This window comes from Streptomyces sp. NBC_01478, from assembly GCF_036227225.1.
GTDB lineage: Bacteria > Actinomycetota > Actinomycetes > Streptomycetales > Streptomycetaceae > Streptomyces.
On the sequence record NZ_CP109444.1, the window covers coordinates 7,351,628 to 7,373,389 of the forward strand.

The 21,762-nt window shown below is 69.6% G+C and carries 24 protein-coding genes; 18 read left to right on the forward strand and 6 right to left on the reverse strand.

All coding sequences use genetic code 11. The features are described 5' to 3' along the window. Positions 1–165: 165 nt before the first annotated feature. A complete protein-coding gene (locus OG223_RS33455) occupies positions 166–357 on the reverse strand; it encodes a hypothetical protein (RefSeq protein ID WP_329256531.1) in 192 nt (63 codons plus the stop codon). Positions 358–367: 10 nt separating this feature from the next. After that, complete coding sequence (locus OG223_RS33460; protein WP_329256532.1) at positions 368–1,219, reverse strand: helix-turn-helix domain-containing protein; 852 nt, start codon at positions 1,217–1,219, stop codon at positions 368–370. A 254-nt stretch (positions 1,220–1,473) separates the two neighbouring features. On the opposite strand from OG223_RS33460, the gene OG223_RS33465 reads away from it, so the two are divergent. The 9 genes from OG223_RS33465 to OG223_RS33505 all read left to right on the forward strand — a co-directional run bounded on the left by OG223_RS33465 (position 1,474) and on the right by OG223_RS33505 (position 8,582). Beyond that, positions 1,474–1,980 (forward strand): ATP-binding protein, encoded by a 507-nt coding sequence (locus OG223_RS33465; protein WP_329256534.1) that lies wholly within the window; start codon positions 1,474–1,476, stop codon positions 1,978–1,980. Positions 1,981–2,029: 49 nt separating this feature from the next. After that, positions 2,030–2,311, forward strand: a complete 282-nt coding sequence (locus OG223_RS33470; RefSeq protein ID WP_329256536.1) for an Arc family DNA-binding protein — start codon at positions 2,030–2,032, stop codon at positions 2,309–2,311. Next, positions 2,308–2,700, forward strand: a complete 393-nt coding sequence (locus OG223_RS33475) for a hypothetical protein (protein ID WP_329256538.1) — start codon at positions 2,308–2,310, stop codon at positions 2,698–2,700. Before OG223_RS33470 ends, OG223_RS33475 begins: the two co-directional genes overlap by 4 nt. Before the next feature lie 230 nt (positions 2,701–2,930). Further along, positions 2,931–3,773 carry a hypothetical protein gene (locus OG223_RS33480; protein ID WP_329256540.1) on the forward strand — a complete coding sequence of 281 codons (843 nt, stop codon included), beginning with the start codon at positions 2,931–2,933 and terminating at the stop codon, positions 3,771–3,773. A gap of 98 nt (positions 3,774–3,871) precedes the next feature. Further along, a complete protein-coding gene (locus OG223_RS33485; protein ID WP_329256542.1) occupies positions 3,872–4,144 on the forward strand; it encodes a hypothetical protein in 273 nt (90 codons plus the stop codon). Between the two features lie 22 nt (positions 4,145–4,166). Next, positions 4,167–4,871 carry a hypothetical protein gene (locus OG223_RS33490; protein ID WP_329256544.1) on the forward strand — a complete coding sequence of 235 codons (705 nt, stop codon included), beginning with the start codon at positions 4,167–4,169 and terminating at the stop codon, positions 4,869–4,871. A gap of 251 nt (positions 4,872–5,122) precedes the next feature. Further along, positions 5,123–7,120: a hypothetical protein gene (locus OG223_RS33495; protein ID WP_329256546.1), complete on the forward strand. Its 1,998-nt coding sequence runs from the start codon at positions 5,123–5,125 to the stop codon at positions 7,118–7,120. Further along, positions 7,117–7,947: a hypothetical protein gene (locus OG223_RS33500; protein ID WP_329256548.1), complete on the forward strand. Its 831-nt coding sequence runs from the start codon at positions 7,117–7,119 to the stop codon at positions 7,945–7,947. Before OG223_RS33495 ends, OG223_RS33500 begins: the two co-directional genes overlap by 4 nt. Positions 7,948–7,991: 44 nt before the next feature. After that, positions 7,992–8,582 carry a hypothetical protein gene (locus tag OG223_RS33505; protein WP_329256550.1) on the forward strand — a complete coding sequence of 197 codons (591 nt, stop codon included), beginning with the start codon at positions 7,992–7,994 and terminating at the stop codon, positions 8,580–8,582. Between the two features lie 24 nt (positions 8,583–8,606). On the opposite strand, the gene OG223_RS33510 is transcribed toward OG223_RS33505, so the two are convergent. Continuing rightward, positions 8,607–8,999 (reverse strand): DUF192 domain-containing protein, encoded by a 393-nt coding sequence (locus OG223_RS33510; protein ID WP_329256552.1) that lies wholly within the window; start codon positions 8,997–8,999, stop codon positions 8,607–8,609. 123 nt (positions 9,000–9,122) lie between these two features. Between OG223_RS33510 and OG223_RS33515 the strand changes: the two genes are divergently transcribed. The 3 genes from OG223_RS33515 to OG223_RS33525 are packed head-to-tail and all read left to right on the forward strand — an operon-like array spanning position 9,123 to position 11,526. Beyond that, entirely contained in the window at positions 9,123–9,917 is a 795-nt protein-coding gene (locus OG223_RS33515) for a prepilin peptidase (protein ID WP_329256554.1), read from the forward strand. A 54-nt stretch (positions 9,918–9,971) separates the two neighbouring features. After that, on the forward strand, positions 9,972–10,595 hold the full coding sequence (locus OG223_RS33520) for a dihydrofolate reductase family protein (RefSeq protein ID WP_329256555.1): 624 nt from the start codon (positions 9,972–9,974) through the stop codon (positions 10,593–10,595). 58 nt (positions 10,596–10,653) lie between these two features. After that, complete coding sequence (locus OG223_RS33525) at positions 10,654–11,526, forward strand: LLM class flavin-dependent oxidoreductase (RefSeq protein WP_329256557.1); 873 nt, start codon at positions 10,654–10,656, stop codon at positions 11,524–11,526. A 664-nt stretch (positions 11,527–12,190) separates the two neighbouring features. Here OG223_RS33525 and OG223_RS33530 read toward each other — a convergent pair. Beyond that, positions 12,191–12,709, reverse strand: coding sequence for a DinB family protein (locus OG223_RS33530; protein ID WP_329256560.1), 519 nt, complete (start codon positions 12,707–12,709; stop codon positions 12,191–12,193). A gap of 50 nt (positions 12,710–12,759) precedes the next feature. On the opposite strand from OG223_RS33530, the gene OG223_RS33535 reads away from it, so the two are divergent. The 5 genes from OG223_RS33535 to OG223_RS33555 all read left to right on the forward strand — a co-directional run bounded on the left by OG223_RS33535 (position 12,760) and on the right by OG223_RS33555 (position 19,281). Then, the gene (locus OG223_RS33535) at positions 12,760–13,584 is read left to right on the forward strand and encodes a class I SAM-dependent methyltransferase (protein WP_329256562.1); all 825 of its coding nucleotides are present in this window, start codon (positions 12,760–12,762) and stop codon (positions 13,582–13,584) included. A gap of 672 nt (positions 13,585–14,256) precedes the next feature. Then, the gene (locus OG223_RS33540; RefSeq protein ID WP_329256564.1) at positions 14,257–15,030 is read left to right on the forward strand and encodes an isoprenyl transferase; all 774 of its coding nucleotides are present in this window, start codon (positions 14,257–14,259) and stop codon (positions 15,028–15,030) included. Positions 15,031–15,402: 372 nt separating this feature from the next. Continuing rightward, complete coding sequence (locus OG223_RS33545; protein WP_043684613.1) at positions 15,403–16,728, forward strand: PhoH family protein; 1,326 nt, start codon at positions 15,403–15,405, stop codon at positions 16,726–16,728. A 381-nt stretch (positions 16,729–17,109) separates the two neighbouring features. After that, positions 17,110–17,826 (forward strand): lytic transglycosylase domain-containing protein, encoded by a 717-nt coding sequence (locus OG223_RS33550; protein WP_329256568.1) that lies wholly within the window; start codon positions 17,110–17,112, stop codon positions 17,824–17,826. Between the two features lie 138 nt (positions 17,827–17,964). Next, positions 17,965–19,281 carry an AI-2E family transporter gene (locus tag OG223_RS33555; protein ID WP_329256570.1) on the forward strand — a complete coding sequence of 439 codons (1,317 nt, stop codon included), beginning with the start codon at positions 17,965–17,967 and terminating at the stop codon, positions 19,279–19,281. Positions 19,282–19,439: 158 nt separating this feature from the next. On the opposite strand, the gene OG223_RS33560 is transcribed toward OG223_RS33555, so the two are convergent. After that, entirely contained in the window at positions 19,440–19,976 is a 537-nt protein-coding gene (locus tag OG223_RS33560) for an alkyl hydroperoxide reductase (protein WP_329256572.1), read from the reverse strand. A 6-nt stretch (positions 19,977–19,982) separates the two neighbouring features. Further along, positions 19,983–20,534, reverse strand: a complete 552-nt coding sequence (locus tag OG223_RS33565) for a peroxiredoxin (protein ID WP_329256575.1) — start codon at positions 20,532–20,534, stop codon at positions 19,983–19,985. Positions 20,535–20,669: 135 nt separating this feature from the next. On the opposite strand from OG223_RS33565, the gene OG223_RS33570 reads away from it, so the two are divergent. Next, entirely contained in the window at positions 20,670–21,626 is a 957-nt protein-coding gene (locus tag OG223_RS33570; protein ID WP_329256577.1) for a LysR substrate-binding domain-containing protein, read from the forward strand. Positions 21,627–21,762 lie beyond the last annotated feature (136 nt).

Genomic DNA, 21,762 nt, shown 5'->3' on the forward strand with positions numbered 1-21,762 from the left:
GGTCGGGTGGGAAGACCGGAAGAGCATACGAGTCGCGGTGCTGCCAGGCGCGATCGGTCTCGGCGGACGGCTCGAACTCCGTCTCGCAGAAGCAAGTGCCCTGAATCGGAAGGTTGTTCATTACATCGGGGCAGCTTCGCCCCGGGGCACGCTCGAATGCACTCCCTACAGCAGGTGGTCCGCTTTCCCCGCCTTGATGTCCCGGATGAGGGTACCGAGCGCATCGCGGCTGTCGGTGAGGTACTGGTCCTCCTGCCCGGCGACCGCGATGTAGGCGTTGCCGTCGTCATCGGTGCCTATGCGGAAGCAGTTGTTGCCCTCCCCGCAGTACGGGGCTTCCCAGTTGATGCCGGTCATAGTGGCTTCCTCAGAGTTCGCGGGCGACCTTGCGGATGAGATCGCGCGAGGCCGTCGGGGACAGCGCCGCGTTGTCCATCCACTCCAAGTGGGCACGGTACTTGGTGAGCTGAGCTTCCGCGCCGGTGAATTCCGGCCCATGCGCGGAGTCCAGCTGCACGGTGTCGAGTTGGGGCACGGCCCCGTCCGCGTACAGCAGCGCGTGCCCCGCCCCCGGGAAGCCGCCGACGCTGGTGGGGATGATCCGTACGTCGATGGAGTCACGCTCGGACTGTGCGGCCAGGTGCTCCAGTTGCTGCCGAGTCGCCTCGGCGCCGCCGTACGGCATGCGCAACGCGGCCTCATGGACGTAGGCGACGTACGGAAGGGGTTCGGGCCGGTCGAAGACCTGCTGGCGTTCCATGCGATGGGCTACTCGCAGTTCGACCTCCAACCGGCTCAACGGCGGGAGTACGGCGGCGAAGACGGCGCGCGCGTACTCCTCGGTCTGGAGGAGTCCGGGTACGTGCATGACCTGCGCGGTCCGCACGCGCGCGCCGTGCCACTCCAACTCGGCGATGTCCAGCAGTCCTGCGGACAGGGTGCCCCGGTACCGTTCCCACCATCCGCGTTCCTTGCCCTCGGCCATGAGCGCCAGGGCCTCGACGTAACTCCTGTCTGTGCAGCCGTAGTTGCAGGCGAGCGTGCGGATGCGCTCGGCTGAAAAGGGGCGAATGCCCGACTCCATGTTGGACAGCCGGGTGCGGTCGATTCCGAGCAGCCCGGCGGCGTACTCCGTGGTGGCCTCCGCCGAGAGGCGTATTTTCCGCAACTCGGCACCCAGCCGCTTCTGCCGCTCCGTCGGCGTACTTCTTGTCGCCATGCCACCCCTTCTCCCGCTGTGGTGCAGTCAGTCTGCCAGCCGAAGAGTGGTAGGGGTAATTATCTCCAAGTGGGTGGACATTGTGACTCCATCGCTCCTACAGTCAGTGACGGGTCGACTACGACCCCTCCGTCGAACCGGAAGCGCATCGCGCGTGCCCGCCCGCATCTCCTCCCCTGGGAGGGGTGGGCCCGCGTCAGGGAGACAGGCCACCGCGCGGAGCGTCAAACCAGCCACCGATCAAGGGAGTTGCCATGCCCGGAACGATGACCTCCTGCCAGGCCCCGCCCCTCACCGACGCACCCCACGCCCCTCCGACCCCCGAAACCCTCGCCTACAGCCTCACGCTCCCCGCAGCCCCGCCGAGTCCCGCGATCGCGCGGACCGCGACCCGTTCGATCCTCCAGGCGCACGGCCTCGCCGACATGACGGACGCGGCCGTACAGACGGTGAGCGAACTGGCCGCATGCGCCTGCCGTTTCACCCCCGCCGCCGAGATCTACGTGTCGCTCCGCTACCGCGACGGCGCCCTCCGGGTGATCCTCTACGACGCCCACCCCCGCCACATCAATCCCCGCCTCGCGGCGGCCTGCGACTCCCGCCGCCGGGCCACCTTGCGGGTCCTGTCCTGTGTGGTGCGGGCCTGCGCCGGTGACTGGGGCTTCGGCGAGGCGCGCGAACCGGGCGGCGGGACGCGGATGTGGGCGGTGCTGCCGCGGGCGGGTGCGCGGGCGTACGGGGGAGAACGGTGTGCGGCCTGATGTGGCGCACGTTGCGGCGCGCGGCGTATACGTTGCGTATACTCTCCGCATGTCCGATGTCATGATCCGCGTGCCTGCCGAAGTCCGTGACCAACTCGCCGCCGTGGCGGAGGCGCGCGGCACCAGTCTCCGCGCCCTCATGCAGGAAATAGCTGCTCAGACCCTGACTCCGGAGCAGATCAAGGAGCGAGCCGACCAGGCCCGCGCCCTGCTTGCCGAGCGGTTCGGGCATTACGTGACAGACGAGGACTCCGTGGCGATGCGGCGCAGAATGCGTGAGGCCACCGCCGCCTACCGGGCTGCTCTCGCGGAGGCGGAGTCTTCCCGTTGAATCTGACCGAGCATTACGTCCTCGACACTCCCGCACTTCTGGGGATGGGCGGCAACAAGCAGGTTTCCGCGCTCATCCATGCGGCGGCGGCCAGTGACGACGTACGTCTGTGGGTGCCCGTGCTGTGCCTCTTGGAGGCCGAGCGCGAGCGCGCTGGGACGGTCGCCCACGCGGGCGTCCTGCTGGACGTGTTCCAGATCATCGACGACGACTTCGCGATGGCCGTGACGATCGTCGAACTCCGAGGCAATGGTGTTGCCTTCGGTGTCGCGGCAGCCGTGCATGCCGCGCGGCCGAACCTGATGCTTTCCGAAGGCGCATTGGTCGCAACCGTCGCACCCGAGGCCTACGACGGGCTCGGAGTCGGTGTCATGAACCTGAACCGCTGACGATCCGGACACGGGGGGAGGAGCGGTGAACCACATCACGAGCATGGACACGCGGACCTTCTGGGCCGGGCCCTCGTCCTTGTCGTGTACGCCGCCGCGCCCGGTGTCCTCGGCTGGGTGGCTGCCCGGCGTAGTCGGGAGGGCGGGGTCCGGGTCCGGCGTGGACTCGTCGTCGTGCAGGGCTGGTTGATCCTCGGCGGTGTCGTCAACCGGGTCTTCGAAGTTGAGCGGTGCGGCCCTTTGCCGGGGCCCGTCAGAGGGGACCCTCCCCGCGGAAGTGTGACACTTCAGCGCTGAGTGTCACACTTCCGTGCCTCACTCACCCCCCTGGCGCCGAGCGTCTCCGCGCACCGCCCAACTTCGAAGAGCCCGTCAACCTCGCCTCCGGATCCGTTCGTGGCGGCCTCCAGCTCTTCCTGCCGATCGTCATCCTCTTCTTCCTGTTCCGCCCGGAGAGCTGTCGGTGGTACGGGCTCGCCGATCTTGAGCGCGTCGAGCGCCGCCCGTTCTCCCTGTCCCGGCTGATCCGTTGGCGCCTGGACGAGGGGCAGACGCCGGTCGAGTACGCCGGGTTCATCGCCATCGTCGCCGCCGGCATCACCGCCCTGCTCGTCAGCGGCCTCGGCACTCAGATCTTCGGCGGCGTCCAGTCGGAGGTCTGCAAGGTCACCGGCATGGCCTGCCCGGCTCCGGCCGGCGGCGACACGGACGTGACCGCCGGAAGCGGTGACGCAGACGGGACTGGGGGCGGCAATAGTGGCATCTACTGCGTCCAGCAGGGAATCATCAACGGCACTCTGCTGGTCCCGGGGACGGCGGGGAACCTGACGGACGTGTGGACCCAACTGCACGACGATCCGGTGTACAACGTGAAGACGGCCGCCTACCTGACGATCTACAACGCCTACCAGATCGGCCTGTCCCGGCCCGGCCTGGACACGAGCGACGCCGATTCGCAGGCGATCCTGGCGCGGTACAACGGAACCAACGACGCCGCCCAGGAGTACGGCAGACAAGTCGGCGGCCTGTACCAGGTATTGGAGAAGTACTACAAGATCGTGCGCAATCTATGAACTCCCGCACAGTTCCTGACACTTCCGCCGGAACACCTTCGACCCGCCGGACATGGACAGTCCCCGTCGTCGTCAATCTCGTACTGGGGATTGTCGCCGTGATCCCCGTCTGGGCCCTCGTGCTGTTCGCGGTGAACTACCCCCTCGCGGGCCTGGGAATCACGCACCGGGAGCCGACGGAGAACGACGGCATGCTGCCCTGGCTGCTGGTGCTGGTGCCGATGTGGGCGGCGTTCCTGGGGCTGTGGATTCCGGTCAACCTCGCGATGCGCCGAAAGCGGGACGCCGTCAAACGGCGTTACTGGACCGCCAGTTCACTGCTGGTCCTTCTTCCCACGGTGGCGTTGATGTTCTTCATCGAGACAAAGTGAAACGAAAGGGAGATCCAGCGGGATGGCTCACATCACGAGACGCACGGCGGTAAAGAGCACGACAGTTCTCGGCCTGGCCGGTTTCACCGGCGGGCTCCTGGCGGCGGCGCCCGCCGCCGCCGAGGAAACCGCCTCGGACGCCGAGGACACCGCGCGGCCCACCTCCCTCAACGGGTGGGAGCTGATGGAGAAGACCAACGACATCTCAACGGTGTGGACGCGCCCGGTCCCCGGCACGGCCTGTTCCATCGACGTCTGCGTCGGGGACGTGGAAGCGGTCCTGGTCCACGTGATCCGCCGCTTCCACTACGAGGTCGACGAGTTGCGCAAGGGCGACGTCATCGGCTGGCGCGCCCCGAGCGAGGTCAAGAAGGGGCTGACGGAGTCCAACCAGGCCTCGGGCACGGCCGTACAGATTCGCCCGGGCTCCTACCCGGCCGGCGCTAAGGGCGGGTTCTTCTCGCTCCAGCTCATCGTGATCCGCGACATCCTGGCCGAACTCGAGGGCGTGGTCCGATGGGGCGGCGACGACAACCGGCCGGACGAGTCACTGTTCTCCATCGACGTGAAACCCGCGGACGCACGGCTCACCGCGGTCGTCGAGAAGATCCATGTCTGGAAGGACACCCCGGGCAAGGGCGCCGGCACTCCGGTCGACGTCCGGGCCTCCGGGAGGCGGAAGGCAGCGAAGGCACTCGAGAGCCGCCAGCGGGGGACCGCGGCCTGAGCCGACCGGGCTCCGCGAGCGCTGCGATATGGCCGGTGGGCCCGGACTTCCTGCCCTTCCGGGCCGGGCCCACCAGGAGTCTGGGTACCGATTTGGGCCCACGGGCCCATCTCGGGCACCGGCCCTCTCCCTAACCTCTGGAAGCTCAGGCGGTGTTGTGAGCGACGACGGGGGACGGGGAAAACATGGCCTCGATCGGAGGAGCCGGCGGACGAGCCAGTGGGGCAGGCGGTTCGAGCGGGCGTCAGGAGATGCCCGCCCCGCTCGCCACCGCCCTGGTGCTGGTGTACGCCCTCTTCGCGGTCACCGTCGTCGGCGGGCTCGGCCTGCTGATGACCGCCGCGTCGTACGACACGCTCGACGGTCAGGTCGTCGCCCTCGTCGCGTACGCCGCCGCACCCGGTGTCCTCGGCGCGTGGCTGGCCCGGCGGAGCTGGGAGGGCGGGGTCCGGATCAGGCTCGGACTCCTCGCCGTTCAGGGCTGGTTGATCCTCGGCGGTGTCGTCAACCTCGTCTCCGGATCCGCCCACGGTGGCCTCCAGCTCCTCCTCCCGATCGTCATCCTCTTCTTCCTGACCCGCCCGGACAGCCGCCAGTGGTACGGGCTCGCGGGACTGGAACGCGCGGAGCGCCGCCCGTTCTCCCCCTCCCGGCTGATCCGTTGGCGCCGGGACGAGGGGCAGACGGCGGTCGAGTACGCGGGGTTCATCGCCATCGTCGCCGCCCTGATCGCCGCGTTGCTGGTCAGCGGCCTCGGCACCCAGATCTTCAGCGGCATCCAGTCGGAGGTCTGCAAGGTCACCGACATGGCCTGCGGCACCGGCACCACCACTACCGGCACGACCTCCACCGAGACCGACACAACAGCCGACGACAAGCCCGCCCCCGCCGAGGACAAGGGAAACAACCAGGCAGACGACCAGACAGGCGACCAGACAGACGGCCAGGGATCCGACAACGACGGCTGCTTCTCCGGCGTAGGCGCCTTCTTCGGCTGCGCCGGCGACCAGGTGAAACAAGTCGGCCAAGGCCTCTTCGTCGACGGCGTCTGGGGCGACCTCACCGGTATCTACGACATGGTCCGCCACCCGGTCGACACCCTGAAGGGCATCGGCGACTACGGCGAACAACTCGGCGACGACTGGTCCAAGAACTCCAAGGACGCCGGCAAGAAGTGGTCCGACGGCGACTACGGCGGCGCCCTGTGGGACTGGACCGGCGCTTCCGTGAAGACGGGCGGCACGGTCCTCTACGACGTGTTCGTCGGCGACGACGTGGCCGACGACTGGAACAACGGCGACAAGACCAGGGCCGTCACCCACGTCCTGTGGAACGTCGGTTCCCTCTTCATCCCGGGCTACGACGGCGCCAAGATCGTCGAGAAGGTCGGCGACCTCGGCAAGATCGGCAAGCTGGGGAAGCTCGGCGAGCTCGCGGAGAAGGCGGCCAAGGCGGCCGACGACGCGAAGAAAGCCGCCAAGGCCGGTGACGTGGAAGGCGCCGAGAAGGCCGCCAAGGAGGCCGACGACGCCGCCGAGGAAGCGGAGCGGAAGGCCGAGAAGACCGGCTGCACGATCGGCGCACCGAGCCACCGGATCCCGTACGACGGCAACGCCCCGACGGACACCGGCACTCTGACCGTCCCCTCCGACACCGGCACCCTGACCGGTTCCTCCGGCCCCGGCACCACCGTCCTCGCCGCCGGTGCCTCCCCGCACGTCCTGCTCGCCGAGGACGGCTGCGACGAGGACGCCGAGAAGGAGGCCGAGGAGGCCCGTAAGCAGGCGGACGAGGCCGACAAGGCGGCGGACCGGTGGGAGGCGGGCGACGATGTCTCCGGCCCCGCGCGCGGGAAGACGCTGAGGTTCCCCAACAAGCGGCACACCATCAGCGGAGCGGGCAGCGGTCAGGTCAAGGAAGCGAACACCGTGATCCTCCGCGGGAACGAGGATCTGGTCCGTGCGGACATCGAGGGCATAGCGAAGAACCGCGCCACGCTTTCGGCCGACGGGAACACGTACGAGATCAACGGCCGCAAGTACCGCGTCGAGGACAACGGGACGGTCTTCCCGGTCTCCGGTCCCGGCCTGGTCGACATGGACCGCATTGAATACGCTGCTTTGAAGGAGATCGTCCGGAACAAGGGCGACCTCGGCAAGTCGCAGCAACTGCAGCGTGACCCCAAGTTCGTCAACAACCCCGAGAAGGTGGAGAAGGCGAAGCAGGTCTACGACGGGACGTACAAGTGATCGCGAATGTCTTCACCGTCATGGAACTCGGGTCGGCGGACCTGCGGGCGGGGCTGGCGGATCTGCTGGGCGTGGCGGCGGAAGCGGTCGATGTAGCGGACCGGGACGGAGACCAGGAGACGCGGCGCTGGGACGCACCGGTCCTGTGCACCTACCGTGTCCTGCCGCTCGGTGATCTGGCACTGGAACTCGACCTCCAGGTCGAGGACGGGACGGCCGGCGCCCTCACGGAGGCGGATCTCGCGCACGGGCTCGCGGTCAGGACGGCGACGTCGGTCCTCTACCCGTCGCAGGACCCCGGCCTGGACAGCGCCTACTGGGTCGCCGCGCCGGACGGACGTGCCGTGCGCTGCCGGCTGGAGGCGATCGACTCCGACGAGGACACGACGTACCGGGTCGACGCCGTGGAGGAGCCCGTCGCCGATCTTCCGCGCGCCACGGTGGAGAGCCTCCCCGAAGCGCTGGACTCAGAGCCCGTGGAGACTCCCGTCGCCGACGCCTTCCTGGGTACGTACCGGACGGGAACGACGGCGAGTGTGGCAGGACGCGTCCACTACAGCCTGCGGGTGTGGGAACGGCTCGTCCGCCGCCTGGCCGCCGAGTGGGGTCCGTCGGGACGGTATCGCGAGGACCTTTTCCAGCGTGACCTCCAGGCACGTGACGACCTGGCGCAACTGGTGACCGAGGTCGACGCCGAGCACGCCGAGCGCCTGCGGGCGACGTTGGCCCGGCTCGACGACGAGTTCCGGAACCGTACGGAGGCCGGCGACCGTCCGGCGACCGAGCGCTGGTGGCGGGACCGTAGTCCGAGGAGTGTTCCCTGGTGACCCGGCGGGGCTTCGCACGCCAACCCGCCCCAGGAGACCACCCGTTGCTGCCCCCAGCCGTACGCGAACTCCCCTACGGCTGGGACGCCGGCTTCCAATGGCCCGCCCAACTCCCCGAATCCGCCGACAACATCGCCCGCGCCCGCGCGATCCTCCAGGCCTGCGCACCGACCGCACCCGTACCCGACCCCGTCCCCGACCCCAACTGGACCGGCGACGGGGACGAGGCCCCGGAGGAGCCCGCCTGGCTCGAAGTCCGCGTGGTGATGCGGGACTTCATGCCGTACGCGAACCTGGTCACCGAGGAGCGGATGACCGAGGCGACGCGCGAGTGCGCCCTGCTCGGCATCCCCGGCGTACCGGCCGATCCGCACAGCGAGGAGGCCGCGCTCTTCACCCGGCGCTGGGTGACCTGGATCGCCGGCTGGATCGCCGCCGAGGTCTTCACCTGGCTCGGCATGTGCGTCGACGACGAGACCCTCGTGACCCCGTGGGCGATGGAACTGGCCGAGCGGTACGCCCGGTTCGGCTTCGTCCCCGACCAGGCCGTGGCGCTGCTCCAATGGCACGGCACCGTGCCCCGCAGCCGCGAAGCCCTGGCCCGCCTGACAGCCGAAGGCACACGGCCACCGTGATCCCCGGGAACCGGACGCGGGAGTTCACACCCCCTCCACCCCGTCCGCCGTCTCCGCAGGCTCCACCGTCACCCGGACCCCCACCCCCACCCCCCACCCCGCCATGACCCCCGCCGCCGCCTCCAGCACATGCCGGGACCGGAACCGCGGCAGGCCCAGCCGTCCCGGCATCATCGTGTGGACGGCGACGACCTCCAGGTTCCTGTCCAGGTACGCCACGTCGATCGGGAAGCGCATCCGGAACGTGTGCACACTGCTCGCCGGCGAGAGCAGCATCGCCCCGTCGACCGTGTCCCGGCCGAGCAGCCCCTTCGTACGCGCCCGGTACGAGGTCGCCAGCTCCACTCGGACGGCGATCGCCCCCGCGGCCCCGTGCACGGTCAGCGTTCCCCGCCCGTCGCTCCAGCGTCGTCCCATGTCAGGTCACCTTCCTGTGCAACCGCGGATCCGGTGTCAACCGACCGTATCCACACGGGAGTAGGCCCTACATGGGCCCACGGACCCATGCCCCCGCCCGCCGTATCCGGATATCGTCCCGGCGTGCGCCTGATACTGATCCTCGTGGGTGCCCTGTGGGGCGCGTGGTCGGGCCTCCTGCTGCCCCGCGCCGCCCACCGCCTCTCCGTGGACCCCGAGGAACCCTGGAACGGGAAGTGCCCCGACGGCCACCCGATCACGGGCACGTTCGACGGCTGGCTGGGCCGGGCCCGCTGCACCGACACCACCGGCCGGTACGCGTACGGCACAACGCCGCGCCCCGAAAACCTCGCCCCCACCCCCTGCGGTCCCTACGGCCCCCGCACCCCCGCCGTCTCCACCGCGACCGCCCTCGTCTGCGCGACCCTCGCCGCGGCCACCGGCCCCCGCCCGGAACTCGTCGTCTGGCTGCTCGCCGCCCCCGTCGCCGTCCTCCTCGCCCTGGTCGACCTCCGGGTCCACCGCCTCCCCGACGTCCTCACGCTCCCGCTCGCCGCGGCCCTCCTCGCCCTCCTCGGCATCGCGGCCGCCCTCCCCGCCGACGCGGGCTCCTGGCCCACCGCGCTCTACGGCGGTCTCGCCCTCGGCGCCACCTACGAGCTCCTGTACCTCATCAACCCGGCCGGCATGGGCTTCGGCGACGTGAAACTCGCCCTCGGCCTCGGCACGGCCCTCGGCTGGTACGGCTGGCCGGTGCTCGTCACGGGCGCCTTCGCGGGGGTGCTGTACGGCGCTCTGTACGGCCTCGGCATGGTCGCCCTGCGCCGGGCGGGCCGTAAGACGGCGATCCCGCTGGGGCCGTTCATGCTCGGCGGAGCGTTCACGGGTCTTCTGCTGGGCGCGTTCGCGGTGTCGTGAGACGGTGGTGAGACCCGGTGGCCGAGGGGCGACCGCGAACGAGGTGGTGGACCCGTGCGGAAGATCAGCCTGATGATGTCCGTGTCCCTCGACGGCTTCATGGAGAGCCTCGACCGCGACATCAGTTGGCACGTGATCGACGAGGAACTCCACCAGCACTTCAACGACACCCTCAGACCGCTGGGCGCCTTCGTCGACGGCCGCGTCACCCATGAACTGATGGCCGCCTACTGGCCCACCGCCGACGCCGACCCGGACGCCTCCCCGGTCACCGCCGAGTTCGCCGCCATCTGGCGGGACAAGCCGAAGATCGTGTACTCACGGACCCTGCCCAGCGGCCCCGCCGACTGGAACACGACCATCGTGCCCGAGGTCGTCCCCGAGGAAGTACGGGCCCTGAAGGCACAGCCCGGCGGCGACCTCGGCCTCGGCGGCGCCGACCTCGCCGCCACCTTCCTCCGCCACGACCTCGTCGACGAGATCAAGGTGTACGTCCACCCGGTCCTCATCGGCCGCGGCAAACGCATGTTCCTCGACACCGACACCGACACCGACACCGACACCGACACCGACACCGACACCCGCACCGCACTCCGCCTCGTCGAGTCCCGCGCGTTCGGCAACGGGGTGGTTCTGCTGCGCTACGAGCGGATGCCCCCCAACCCCGTTGATTCATAAAGCTGTTGCTCTCCTGTCCTGCTGTCCTGCTGTCCGCCCCGCCAGGTAGGAAGAACCCATGACCGGACTCGGCGCCGTGTTCCGCCCCCAACTGCCCCCCGAGCGATTGCGGGCGGTGGTCCGACTGGCCGACGCCGCGGGGCTCGAAGAGCTCTGGCTCTGGGAGGACTGTTTCCGCGAGGGCGGGATCTCGGCCGCGGCCGCGGCCCTCGCGTGGAGCGAGCGGGTACGGATCGGGGTCGGGCTGCTGCCGGTCCCGCTGCGGAACGTCGCCATCACGGCCATGGAGGCGGCCACGCTGCACCGGCTCTTCCCGGGACGCGCGATCCTCGGCGTCGGACACGGCGTCCAGGACTGGATGGGCCAGGTCGGCGCCCGCGTCGAGTCCCCGGTGACCCTGCTGCGCGAGCATCTCGACGCGCTGCGCGCCCTGTTGCGCGGGGAGCGCCTCACGACCGACGGCCGGTACGTCAAGCTCGACGACGTCGGCCTCGACTGGCCGCCGGCCGGCCCCGTCGAGATCCTCGCCGGCGCCACCGGCCCCCGAACCCTCCGCCTCTCCGGCGCGGCGGCCGACGGCACGATCCTCACCGCGAGCACCACGCCCGACGGCGTCCGACGGGCCCGCCGACTCATCGACGAGGGACGGCAGTCGGCCGGCCGCACCGAGCCGCACAAGGTAGTCGTCTACCTCCTCACGGCCACCGGCCCCGACGCGACCAGCCGCCTGCGCGCCGAACTCGCCGAAGAGGGCCTGGAATCGGTCCCCGACCTCGGAGCCGCCGGCGACGCCGACACCGTGGCGAAGGCCGTCCACCGCCTCGCGGAAGCCGGCGCCGACACGGTGATCCTCCAGCCCACCGGAGACGACCCCGACCCGGAGGCCTTCGTACGCTTCACGGCGGAGCAGGTCGGAAGACTCGTCTCCTGACACCGGTACCGCGCACGCTCGACGACTCCCGCGCCCGGCGCCCGACGACCCCTGTGCCGCGCGCCCGACGACGCCCGCGCCGCGCCTCCGACGACGCCCGCGCCCGATGCCTTCCACGTGCCGCGCCTCGGACGACTTCCGCACTCGGCGCCGGATGTCACCGGTGCCCCGACTTCGAGGGCCCCCGCGCCATGCCCCCGGAGGGCGAAGGCCTTGCGCTGCGCCTCTGGTGAGCCCGGCGCCGCGTCCCTGCGATGCTCACGCCGCGCTTCCGACGACCTCCGATGCCGCGCGTCTGACGACGGCCGCGCCGAGCCTCCGGCTCCCCCGCTCGATGCCCCCCCACAACGCCTCCGCCAACCTCCGATGCCTCACGCTTGACGGATCCCGCGCCACCCGTCCGACCACCCCCGCGCCATGCCTCCGAAGGGCGAAGGCCCCGTGCTGTACCTCCGGTTACCCCCGTGCCTCCGCGTCCGACGGTGCCGGCGCCCCGCGCCCGATGCGCCCGTGCCAGGCTGCCGACGCCCCACGTGCCCGGATGCCCCCGCCGCACCTCCGACAGCCCCCGGTGCCATGCGCCCGACTATCCCCGCGCCCCGCGCCGATACCCCCCGGCGCCCCGCGCCCGACGCCCCCGCACTACACGTCCAACGCCCCCGCCCTACACCCCCGAAGGCCGATGATCCCCCGCCGCCCCGTCGATGAGTTCCCGCGCGATGTCCATGTGCCCCGCGTGTCTCGCCGTCTCCGTGATCATGTGGACCAGGACCCAGCGCAGGGACACGGAGTGCTTGCGCCACGGCGGTTGGCCCGTCGCGTCCAGGGGCAGGTCCGTGATCACCTGGTCCGCGGCGGTGCGGGCGCGGCCGTAGAAGGCGATGATCTGTTCCGTCGTCTCGTCCGGGCCCGGGCTCATGTCCTCGTCCGTGTACGGGTCGAACCACAGGGGTTCCACCTCGCGGCCGAAGCTCTCCACGAACCAGCCGTACTCCACCGACGCCAGATGCTTCACCAGTCCGAGCAGGCTCGTGCCCGAGGGTGTCATCGGGCGTCTGGCCTGCTCCTCGTCCAGGCCGTCCAGCTTCCACAGGACCGCGTCCCGGACCCGGTTCAGGCTCCTGTGCAGTGTTGCTTTTTCGCTGTCGTGGTACAGCGCATCCGTGTCTCCGTCATTGGCCATGCTTCGAAAATTAGCAGCGGCCACTGACATCACCCTGCGACCATCGCCCCATGGACAACAGCGGGAGCAGCGGGAGCAGCACGGGCAGTACGGGCAGCGCGCGCAGCTTCGACGAGCTCGTCGCGGAAGGCGTCGCCGTACCCACCGAAGGCTGGGACTTCTCCTGGTTCGAGGGCCGGGCCACCGAGGCGCGCCCCTCCTGGGGGTACGCGCGGTCCGCCGGCGACCGGCTGTCCCGCGCGACCACCGCGCTGGACATCCAGACCGGGGGCGGGGAGGTCTTCGACTTCGCCCTGAGCCGGGCCGCCGCGCAGCCCCCGATGCTCGTCGCCGCCACCGAGGGCTGGCCGCCGAACGTCGCCAAGGCCACCGCCCTGCTCCGCTCGCGCGGTGTCGTGGTGGTCGCCGTGCCCGAGGACGCCCCGCTGCCCTTCGCCGACGCCGCGTTCGACCTGGTCCTCAGCCGCCACCCGGTCCGCGCCCACTGGCCGGAGATCGCCCGTGTCCTGCGCCCCGGCGGCACGTACTTCGCCCAGCACGTCGGCCCCCGCAGCGCCTTCGAACTCGTCGAGCACTTCCTCGGCCCCCAGCCGGAGCCCGTGAGCGGCGGCCGAGACCCCGAACGCGAGCGGTCCGGCGCCGAGGCCGCGGGCCTGGAGATCGTCGGCCTGCGCGCCGAGCGGCTGCGCATGGAGTTCCACGACATCGCGGCCGTCGTCCACTTCCTGCGCAAGGTGATCTGGATGGTCCCCGACTTCACGGTCGAGGCCTACGAGCCCCAACTCCGCGCCCTGCACGAGCAGATCGAGACCACGGGCCCGTTCGTGACCTACAGCACCCGCCACCTCTTCGACGCCCGCAAACCGACCGGGTGAGCCGCACCGGAGGACGTCACCCCAGGTCCCCCGTATGTGCACGGATTTTCCACATCGTTATCGAGATCGACTCGCATCCCGCCCCTGACCTCACGTAAGTTCAGACCAAGGTAATTCGCGTGAGCAAAGCCGCGCGGTCGGCACCGTGCGGTGGAGGGGGCCGCGCGGTGCCCTGCCCCGTCAAGCGGACGTTCGCTGACGGCGTCACCCTTGAGGGCGACGCGCCGTGAGTCGGCGGAAAACCTCCACGTTCTCCTTGGAATCCGCTGTGAATCGGCCATGATCAGGGCCGGAATCCGGTCTTCCACACCCGATGACGCGTCGCCGGACGGTTTCGGAGAGTAGTTGTGGCACGCCGATGCACGCAGCATCACTTACGAAGGGTTATGGTGGAAACCCCCCCTCGGGCCGGTCCGTATCCCCCCCACGGACCGGCCCGATTTTTTGTGCCCGTTCCTGTGCCCGCTCCTGCGTCCGTTCTCGTGCCCGTTCCTGTGCCCGCTCTTCCGCGCACGGACGACGTCGCGAGGATCCGGGTCCGACCTCCTCGCCGAACCGGGTCCGACCTTCGTGTCGAACCGGGATGAGCCCAGACACCCCTTGGGGAATCGGTGTCACAGCGGGGGTAGGCTTCGCAGCCGGGGACGCCATCCACGGAGGGGCTGACAACACGTGAACGTGCGCGACACCCTGCGCCGCCTGCTGGTCAGGTTCTACGCACGCAGGGTGGGAGGCCATCTCGACCACGCTCAGGTGCCCAAGCACGTCGGCGTCATCATGGACGGCAACCGGCGTTGGGCGAAGGCCGCCGGCTCCACCACCGTCCAGGGCCACCAGGCCGGCGGCGACAAGATCGAGGAGTTCCTCGGCTGGTGCAGCGAGACGGACGTCGAGGTCGTCACCCTGTGGCTGCTGTCGACGGACAACTTCGACCGCCCCCAGGACGAACTCGGCCCCCTGCTCGGCATCATCGAGAACGTCGTCAGTTCCCTCGCCGCGGACGGCCGCTGGCGCGTGCACCACGTCGGCACCCTCGACCTGCTGCCCTCGGGGATGCAGTCCGCCCTCAAGGAGGCGGAGGAGTCCACCGCGCACATCGACGGGATACTCGTCAACGTCGCCATCGGCTACGGCGGCCGCCAGGAGATCGCCGACGCGGTCCGCTCGATGATCCTGGACGCCGCCGACAAGGGCACCTCCATGGAGGAGCTCGCCGACCACGTGGACGTCGACCTCATCGGCAAGCACCTCTACACGGGCGCACAGCCCGACCCCGATCTGGTGATCCGCACCAGCGGCGAGCAGCGGCTGTCCGGATTCATGCTCTGGCAGACGGCCCACTCGGAGTACTACTTCTGCGAGGTCTTCTGGCCGGCCTTCCGCAAGGTCGACTTCCTGCGCGCGATGCGTGACTACGCGGCGCGACATCGGCGTTACGGCGGATAGAGCAGGCCGCTACGGCGCGTGACGGCCGTAGCGGAGAATGATCGGGCCGCTACGGCGAATGACGGACAGAACCCCGGTACCACCCCCCTTGGGACGTAAGTAACAAGGAGTTCACCAGGGCGCCGTCATATGCCGTGGCATGGCGGCGCATGTTCGAGGGCATAAGCCAAGCAGGTCGACGCCCGAACCACGGGTGTCGTATCTCAGCGGACGGCACGGGGCCGTCCGCCCGGGAGGCCCTTTGCACCAGTTCGACCGTGCGGTCAGTACGGGCGAGACGGAGGGCCGGTCTCCGGCCCGCGCATCGCGGCCTGGACCGGTCCAGCTCCTCTCCGTCGCTCCCCGACCTCTTCCGAGGGGGTACGTCCTTCCGTGGTGACCAGCACAAAGCGCCGTTTGCCTGACCGGCGCACTTATGTCATCGACACCAGCGTTCTGCTGGCCGACCCGAACGCACTGAACCGCTTCGAGGAGCACGAAGTCGTGCTGCCGATCGTCGTGGTCACAGAGCTGGAGGCCAAGCGGCACCATCCCGAACTCGGCTACTTCGCCCGGCAGGCCCTGCGCCTGCTGGACGAGTTCCGGGTCCGGCACGGTCGCCTCGACGCCCCCATCCCGATCGGGGAACTCGGCGGAACAGTCAGGGTCGAGCTCAACCACTCGGACCCCAGCGTGCTGCCCAGCGGCTATCGCCTGGGGGACAACGACTCCCGCATCCTCGCGGTCGCCCGCAATCTGCAGGCCGAGGGGTACGACGTCACCGTCGTGTCGAAGGACCTTCCGCTCAGGATCAAGGCATCCTCCGTCGGACTCCTCGCCGAGGAGTACCGCGCGGAACTCGCCATCACGGGCTCCTCCGGCTGGACCGGAATGTCCGAACTGACCCTGCCCGGTGAACAGGTGGACATCCTCTTCGAGGAGGGCCACGTCTACGTCCCGGAGGCCGCGGACTTCCCCGTCCACACCGGCCTGACGATCCAGTCCGAGCGCGGAAAGGCGCTCGGCCGGGTCACCGCCGACGGCAACGTCCGGCTGGTGCGCGGCGACCGGGAGGCGTTCGGCATCAAGGGCCGCAGCGCGGAGCAGCGCATCGCGCTGGATCTGCTGCTCGACCCGGACATCGGGATCCTGTCCATGGGAGGCCGGGCCGGCACCGGCAAGTCCGCGCTCGCGCTCTGCGCGGGCCTGGAGGCCGTACTGGAGCGCGGCCAGCACAAGAAGGTGATGGTCTTCCGGCCGCTGTACGCGGTGGGCGGACAGGAGTTGGGCTATCTGCCCGGCTCCGAGGCCGACAAGATGGGCCCCTGGGCCCAGGCGGTCTTCGACACGCTGTCCGCGGTCACCAGCCGCGAGGTCATCGAGGAGGTCACCGCCCGCGGGATGCTCGAAGTCCTGCCGCTCACCCACATCCGCGGCCGCTCGCTGCACGACGCGTTCGTGATCGTGGACGAGGCGCAGTCCCTGGAGCGGAACGTCCTGCTGACCGTCCTGTCCCGGATCGGCGCCAACTCGCGGGTGGTCCTCACCCACGACGTGGCGCAGCGGGACAACCTGAGGGTCGGCCGCTACGACGGTGTCGTCGCCGTCGTGGAGAAGCTGAAGGGGCATCCGCTCTTCGCGCATGTGACCCTGACGAGGTCCGAGAGGTCCCAGATCGCGGCGCTTGTGACCGAAATGCTGGAGGACGGCCAAATCTGAGGTCATTGCAGCCAGTTGGCGCCGTCCCGCGAAGCCGAAGAGCTTAGCGGGGCGGCGCTTCGGCGTCCCGCTCTTTCTCCAAATCCCAGGGGGCAAACGGGATGTGAGCTTTCACACGCAACTCAGAATTGCCACCCGGCGTCCGGTTACGGCAGAGTCTCGTTCCTGTCAGGCCCCGCATACGACACACGTGTACCCCCAGCGGTACGCACCACTTGAGCATCACAGCCAACTCCACAGCGAAGTCGTATGCCGCCCGCTCTTCACGCGGCGCTCCCCGAGCGGGAGTTGCCCACCGGGCCCGTGCCTCCCGTGACCCCGCAGTTGGGAGGCCAGCGTTCAGGGGCACGATTGCGTCCGCCAGGGTCACCGAAGCGGGCGATGCTGGAAGGAAACCGTGTGAGCCGGATTTCGGTCCGGGGATTCGCAGTGGCTTCGGCCACCGCGGTCACCGCCGTCGGAAGCGTCGTAGGCGTTGCCTCGGGCAGCGTCGCACAGGCGCAGAACAATGACGCCGAGACGACGGCAGCCGACACCACGCTCCTGGCGGACATCCCCACGGGCCAGCAGGCCCAGGTCCAGACCGCCTCCTTGACGCAGCAGGCCGACGCCCAGGCGATCCAGGCCGACGCGAGCGCCAAGAAGGACGCAGAGGAGTCGGCCCGCCTGGCCGCCGCCAAGACCGCCGTCGCCAAGAAGGTGGCTGCGGAGAAGGCGGAGAAGGCAGCCAAGGAGAAGGCCGAGGCGAAGGCCGCGGCAGCGAAGGCGGGCTCGTCCTCGTCGAGCTTCCCCGTGCAGAGCTCTTACACGGTCGCGCAGATCCAGTCGATGGCCGCCTCCATGGTGCCCAGCGGCCAGTTCCAGTGCTTCAGCAACATCGTGGACCACGAGTCGAGCTGGAACTACCGCGCGGTCAACGCCTCTTCCGGCGCCTACGGTCTCTTCCAGGCCCTGCCCGGTTCCAAGATGTCGTCCGTCGGTTCCGACTGGCAGACGAACCCGGCCACCCAGATCAAGTGGGGCCTCAACTACATGGACAGCCGCTACGGCAGCCCGTGCGAGGCCTGGTCGTTCTGGCAGGCGAACAACTGGTACTAGGCCGGACGTCCGTTCCGACCCGCTCAACCTCACGAGGCCCCTCCCCGTCATAGGGGGAGGGGCCTTCGCCCTGTACGGTCGGACACGCAGCGACTCCTGGGGGGAGTAGTGGGGCAAGACGGGGGAAGAGGACGAATCATGTCGCGAGTACCAGGATGGCTCGGCAAAGTCGGTGCCGGACTGAGCGAGATGGGGGAGCGGTTGGACGAGCGCCGCGCCGAGGTGGCCAGGGAACACGCAGAGACCGCGCCCGACCCCGACCCCGAACAGCCCGCGGACGACCCCCAACCCCCGCAGCCCCCCGTACCGGTACCCGTCGTCATCGCCCGCGACCGCCCCGAGCCGGCGCTCGCCGTGCCCTGGGGAGTGCGGGTCGCCGCCGAGGCCGGCTGGCGGCTGCTGATCCTGGCCGGCACGGTCTGGGTGCTGATGCGCGTCATCAGCGCCGTACAACTGGTGGTCCTGGCCTTCGTCGCCGCACTCCTGATCACGGCCCTGCTCCAGCCGACGGTGACTCGCCTCATCCGCTACGGCTTTCCGCGCGGGGTCGCCACGGCGCTCACCGCGATCCTCGGCTTCGTCGTGATGGGGCTGATCGGCTGGTTCGTGACCTGGCAGGTCATGGCGAACATCGACAACCTCTCCGACCAGGTCCAGAACGGCGTCGACGACCTGCGCAACTGGCTGCTCAAGGGCCCGTTCCACGTCACCGAGAAGCAGATCAACCAGATCGCCAAGAACCTCCGCGAGGCGATCGGCGCCAACACCGACCAGATCACCTCGGCCGGCCTGGAAGGCGTCCAGGTCATCGTCGAGGCCCTGACGGGCATCCTGCTGACGGTCTTCTCGACCCTCTTCCTCCTCTACGACGGCCCGCGCATCTGGCAGTGGTCGCTGAAGCTGGTGCCCGCGGCGGCCCGGCCGGCGATGGCGGGCGCGGGCCCGCGCGCCTGGCGCACGCTGACGGCCTACGTCCGCGGCACGGTGATAGTGGCGTTCATCGACGCGGTCTGTATCGGCGTCGGCATCTACTTCCTCGGCGTGCCGATGGCCGTCCCGCTCGCCGTGTTCATCTTCCTGTTCTCGTTCATCCCGCTGGTCGGCGCGGTGGCCTCCGGCGCGCTGGCGGTCGTCGTCGCGCTGGTCACCCAGGGCGTGTTCACGGCCCTGATGACCCTGGCGGTGGTCCTCGCCGTCCAGCAGATCGAGGGCCACATCCTCCAGCCCTTCATCCTGGGCCGCGCGGTCCGGGTGCACCCTCTCGCGGTGGTCCTCTCGGTCGCCGCGGGTGGGATGGTCGCGGGGATCGGTGGGGCGGTGGTGGCAGTGCCGTTGGTCGCGGTGCTCAACACGGTGGTGAGCTACCTGAAGTCGTACTCCCAGGACCCGGTGTCGGCGCAGTCCCCGAAGCCGAGGGGCGCGACAGCGATCGAACCGTCGGACCAGGCCCCGTAGAAACCCTGGGGGCTCCGCCCCCGGACCCCCGGACCTTTGCTCACCCACCACCCGTTCACCGCACCTTAAAAGGTTCACCTTTCAACCGACAGTAAACGGGTGGGCGGGAAAACCGGGGTCTGGGGGCGGAGCCCCCAGCACACAACGGACAGCCGAAGTCACTCGGACGCCAGTACCGCCTCCGCCTCCAACGTAACCCCCACCGCCTCCACCACCGCCGCGATCTTGAACGCCTCCTGGATCACGTCCCGTTCGACCCCCGCCTTGCGCAGCACCTGCTCGTGCGAGTCGAGACACATCCCGCACCCGTTGATCGCGGACACGGCGAACGACCACAACTCGAAGTCGACCTTGTCGACCCCGGGGTTGCCGATGACGTTCATCCGCAGCCCCGCGCGCAGGGTGCCGTACTCATGGTCGGACAGCAGATGACGCGTCCGGTAGAACACGTTGTTCATGGCCATGACGGCCGCGGCGGACTTGGCCGCCGTGTACGCCTCGGCCGACAGGTTGGCCTCGGCCTCCGGCGCCAACTCCCGCAGTACGACGGCGGACCGGGACGCGATCGCCGTGGCGAGGACCGTGCCCCACAACTGCTGCGTCGGCAGCTCGGAGTTGCCGATGACCGAACCCAGGTTGAGCCGCAGGTCCTTGGCGTAGTCCGGTATGGCGGACTTCAGGGCGTCCAGTGACATGTCAGGTCACTTCCCGGCGAGCAGCGCGCCCGCGTCCAGCGTCTCGTCGCCCTTGGTCCAGTTGCACGGGCAGAGTTCGTCCGTCTGGAGCGCGTCGAGGACCCGCAGGACCTCCTTCGGGTTACGGCCGACCGAGCCCGCGGTCACCATCGAGAACTGGATCTCGTTGTTCTGGTCCACGATGAACACCGCGCGCTTGGCGAAGCCGTCCTCGCCCTCGATGCCGAGGTCCCGCATCAGCTCGTGCCGGGAGTCGGCGAGCATCGGGAACGGCAGGTCGCGCAGGTCGTCGTGGTCCTTGCGCCAGGCGTGGTGGACGAACTCCGAGTCGCCGGAGAAGCCGAGCACCTGGGCGTCACGGTCGGCGAACTCGTCGTTCAGCTTCCCGAAGGCGGCGATCTCGGTGGGGCACACGAAGGTGAAGTCCTTGGGCCACGCGAAGACCACTTTCCAGCCCTCATAGGTCTTGTGAGTGATCCGCTCGAACTCCCTGCCCTTCTCCAGCGAGACACAGGCGGTCAGATCGAACGACGGAAACTTGTCACCGACAGTGAGCACGAGCTCTCCTTGCAGCGGAGAAGCACCCAAGCGGAATGAGTGCTTCTCGTGGGTTGGACGGCCCCGATCCTGGCACAACGTGCATTGATTGTGGAAATAGCTACACTGGGTCATGTTGATCGGAGGCGGTTATCAGTGACCGTTAGTAATACGAGTAAGAGGCGCCAGCCCAGCCTGGCCCAGTTGCGCGCCTTCTCCGCGGTCGCCGAGCACCTCCACTTCCGGGACGCCGCCGCCGCGATCGGCATGAGCCAGCCCGCCCTGTCCGGTGCCGTCGCCGCGCTGGAGGACACCCTCGGCGTCACCCTCCTGGAGCGCACCACCCGCAAGGTGCTCCTCTCGCCCGCCGGCGAGCGGCTCGCCGTACGGGCGAAGGCGGTGCTGGAGGAGGTCGGGGCGCTGATGGCGGAGGCGGAGGCGGTGCGGGCCCCGTTCACCGGGGCGCTGCGGCTCGGGGTCATCCCGACCGTCGCGCCGTATCTGCTGCCGACCGTGCTGCGGCTGGTGCACGACCGGTACCCGGACCTGGACCTCCAGGTGCACGAGGAGCAGACCGCGAACCTGCTCGACGGGCTGACCACCGGACGGCTCGACCTGCTGCTGCTCGCCGTGCCGCTCGGTGTGCCCGGAGTGGTCGAACTCCCGCTGTTCGACGAGGACTTCGTGCTCGTCACCCCGCTCGGCCATCCCCTCGGCGGCCGCAGCGGCATCCCGCGCGAGGCGCTGCGCGAGCTGAACCTGCTGCTCCTGGACGAGGGGCACTGTCTGCGCGACCAGGCGCTCGACATCTGCCGGGAGGCCGGGCGGGCGGACGCTCCCGTCACCACCACCGCGGCCGGGCTCTCGACGCTGGTGCAGCTCGTCGCCGGCGGGCTCGGGGTCACCCTGCTGCCGCGCACCGCCGTACGCGTCGAGACCACCCGCAGCGACCAACTCCTCACCGGCTACTTCACCGAGCCCGCCCCGACCCGCCGGATCGCCCTCGCGATGCGCACCGGCGCGGCCCGTCGCGCCGAGTACCAGGAGCTGGCCGCCGCCCTCCGCGAAGCCCTGCGGCCGTTGCCGGTACGGGTGTTGGGGACCGGCAACTGACCCGCCCCCGTTCGGTCAAATGAGCGTCGGACAAAGGAAATCGAACGGCGGGAATTCTCAACTTCCGTCACCCGCAGGCAGGTAGGAAGAACCCCGCCGGAATATGCGCGCGGACTGATAAACCTTCACCCCTCAG